Genomic DNA, 2777 nt, shown 5'->3' on the forward strand with positions numbered 1-2777 from the left:
GGGTGAACCGCGCCGACCTGGCCCGCATCGTTGCCACGGGCTACGGGCGCATCGCCCTGCCCTTTGCCCATAAAACCGTAACTGAAATCACCTGTCATGCGCGTGGCGCTTCGTGGCTTTTTCCCGGTTCCGGCGTAGTGCTCGACATTGGCGGCCAGGACAGCAAGGCCGTCAGCCTGGATGAAAACGGCGGTGTGCGCGATTTTGTCATGAACGACAAATGCGCGGCGGGCACAGGGCGCTTTTTGCAGGTTCTGGCCGGTATTTTGGGCATGCCGCTGGACGAACTGGGCAAGGCGGCGGCTGAAGGCAAGCCGGTTCCCATTTCGAGCATGTGCGCTGTTTTTGCAGAAACAGAAATCGTCGGCCTGTTGGCTCAGGGAACCCCGCCCGCCGATCTGGCAGCCGGGGTTTTTGTGTCCATAGCCAGACGCATGCGGGGCCTTGCCCGCCGCATCTCTTTTACAGGCCAATGTGTTTTTACGGGCGGCATGGCTGCAAGCCCGGCGTTTTGCAACTTTCTTTCCCGCGAACTGGAAATACCCGTGCGGGTTCCCGACGAGCCGCAACTGACGGGCGCTCTGGGCGCTGCCTTGCTTGCGGCGCATCAGCTTGAAAAACAGCAATGTGCCTGGAGCATTTAACATTTGAAATGCTCGCTTACGGCAGGCAAAAGCCTGCCTGCTCGCATTTCGCGTCAATGATTTTCAGAAAAATCCTTGCGGAGCAGTTTACAAATGAAATGAGTTAACTGCCCTAGACGGCCAGACATAGTGACAAAACTCTAAACCATCCGGGAGCAGACATGAAGTGCGCCAGTTTTGACAGGATCACCACGGCCTTTGAAAAAAACGTGCTCAACCTTACGGAAGCCAAGCAGAACGGCAAAAAAGTGGTGGGACAGTTCTGCCTGTATTCGCCCTCAGAAATTGCCCTGGCAGCCGGGGCAATTCCCGTGTCTCTCTGCGGCACAAAAAACGACTCCATTCCCGCTGCCGAGGAAGTGCTGCCCCGTTCCCTCTGCCCACTGATCAAAAGCAGCTTCGGTTTTGCCCTCAACGACAGTTGCCCCTACCTTGCGGCTGCGGACATTGTGGTGGCCGACACCACCTGTGACGGCAAGAAAAAGATGTATGAACTGCTTGCCCCATACAAGCCTGTGGCCCTGCTGCAGCTGCCGCAGATTCAGGACAGCGATGCCCTGTCTTACTGGCGCAAGCAGTTTGAAGGGCTGGTGCGCCGCCTTGAACGGGAATTCGGCGTCAGCATCACCGATGCCAAACTGCGCGAGGCCATTATCCTCATGAACCGCGAACGGCTGGCGCTCAAGGCAGTCATGGATATGGCGCAGCGCAGACCCTCGCCTGTCACCGGCGTGGAACTGGTGGAAATCGCCTTTAAAACATCCTTTTTCCCCGACAAGGAAGTGGGCATCGCCATGCTGCAAGACCTGGCCCAAGAACTGGGCGCACTTGCCGCTGAAGGGCAAACGGCTTTCAGCCCCGAGGCTCCGCGCATTTTGCTTACAGGCGTTCCCGTGGGTCTTGGTTCGCACAAGGTCGTGCGCCTTATTGAGGAATGCGGCGGCAGCGTTGTCTGCCTTGACAATTGCTCGGCCTATAAAAAAACCCGCGTCATGATGGAAGAAGACAGCGACCCGCTGACCGAAATGGCAAGGCGCTATCTGGACGTACCCTGCGCCGTCATGTCGCCCAATCCGCACAGATATGAAGCATTGCGGCAGATGGCGGCGGATTTTTCGGCAGATGCCGTGGTGGACCTTACCTGGCAGGGCTGTCAGACCTACGCTGTTGAAGCCTGGACGCTTAAAAAATTTGTGCAGAACGACCTGGGCCTGCCCTATCTGAATATTGAAACAGACTATTCCGAGACAGACACCGAACAACTCAAGGTGCGCGTTGAGGCTTTTCTGGAAATGCTGTAACCCTCGCCGCGCCGTTGCCCCGCAGAAGCAAAAAACAGAGCCTGTTGCCTCCCCTCGCACCAATGCCGGGCGGCAACAGGCTCTGTTCAACCCAGAGCATTTTCACTTTGAAAAAGTGTAAATGCTCTAACGCTGCACGAAAGCGCAACGCGCCACAATGTGGCGTGGATTCAGCTGAAAATCACATTTTACGGCTGAATGAACACTTTGAAATGTGAAGTATTTCAAAGTTAATCTGCTCTAAAGACGAGTTTTCTCCTAACTGCGGGTGCTACCGCGCCCTGCCCGTCCATGCCTTACGGCCGCTTGCCCACAACACCAGCGACAGCACGCCGAGAACGGCGGCAAGCCCCAGATGCGCAAGATCCATCCCCATGACCAGTTCCGGGGCAAAAGAAAATGCGGGCAGATTTTTCAGCACGCGAAAAATCCCCGTAAGCACAAGGCCCGCAACCAGCCAGACGCGCACAGTCCCCCAGAACACGAGCCGGGGAAAACCGCCGCCCGCTTTCAGCTTGAGCGTCACCAACAGGCAGCACAGCGCAATGAGCAGCGCGCCCGCCACATAGTGAATATTGAGGGTAGTATAAAAATCCCCGGTCCAGCCCATGCCGGGCAGCCTGGTCAGCCCATAACGCGTGGCTATGGGCATCTGCATCATGCCGGTAAAACCCAGTACAAGGGCCAAAGCAACCCATACCCGCTTTATCCAGCCGGGAACCGACGATGGCGTGTCTTTAGCCGCCTCTGCGCTTATGCCCGCACCAGCCGCCTGCTTTTCCTCCAGCGCGGCACTGCCGCTTTTGGCGCTCCGCGCCATGCCTGCCGCAAT

At 57.2% G+C, this 2777-nt stretch carries 2 protein-coding genes and 1 pseudogene; 2 read left to right on the top strand and 1 reads right to left on the bottom strand.

The genetic code is table 11. The features are described from left to right. On the top strand, positions 1–644 hold a 644-nt coding region (locus V6C16_RS10830; RefSeq protein ID WP_333543193.1), incomplete at its 5' end, for an acyl-CoA dehydratase activase. A gap of 161 nt (positions 645–805) precedes the next feature. After that, a complete protein-coding gene (locus V6C16_RS10835) occupies positions 806–1945 on the top strand; it encodes a double-cubane-cluster-containing anaerobic reductase (protein WP_333534996.1) in 1140 nt (379 codons plus the stop codon). Positions 1946–2216: 271 nt separating this feature from the next. Here V6C16_RS10835 and V6C16_RS10840 read toward each other — a convergent pair. Next, positions 2217–2777 (bottom strand): annotated as a pseudogene (locus V6C16_RS10840) (4Fe-4S dicluster domain-containing protein); the annotation flags it as partial.

Origin of the sequence: Desulfovibrio sp. 1188_IL3213, assembly GCF_036763145.1 — a bacterium.
Classification (GTDB): Bacteria; Desulfobacterota; Desulfovibrionia; order Desulfovibrionales; family Desulfovibrionaceae; genus Desulfovibrio.

What these genes read in the sequence shown, in the direction of transcription:
- V6C16_RS10835 (WP_333534996.1), top strand. Translation starts at nt 806, where the DNA reads ATGAAGTGCGCCAGTTTTGACAGGATCACCACGGCCTTTGAAAAAAAC.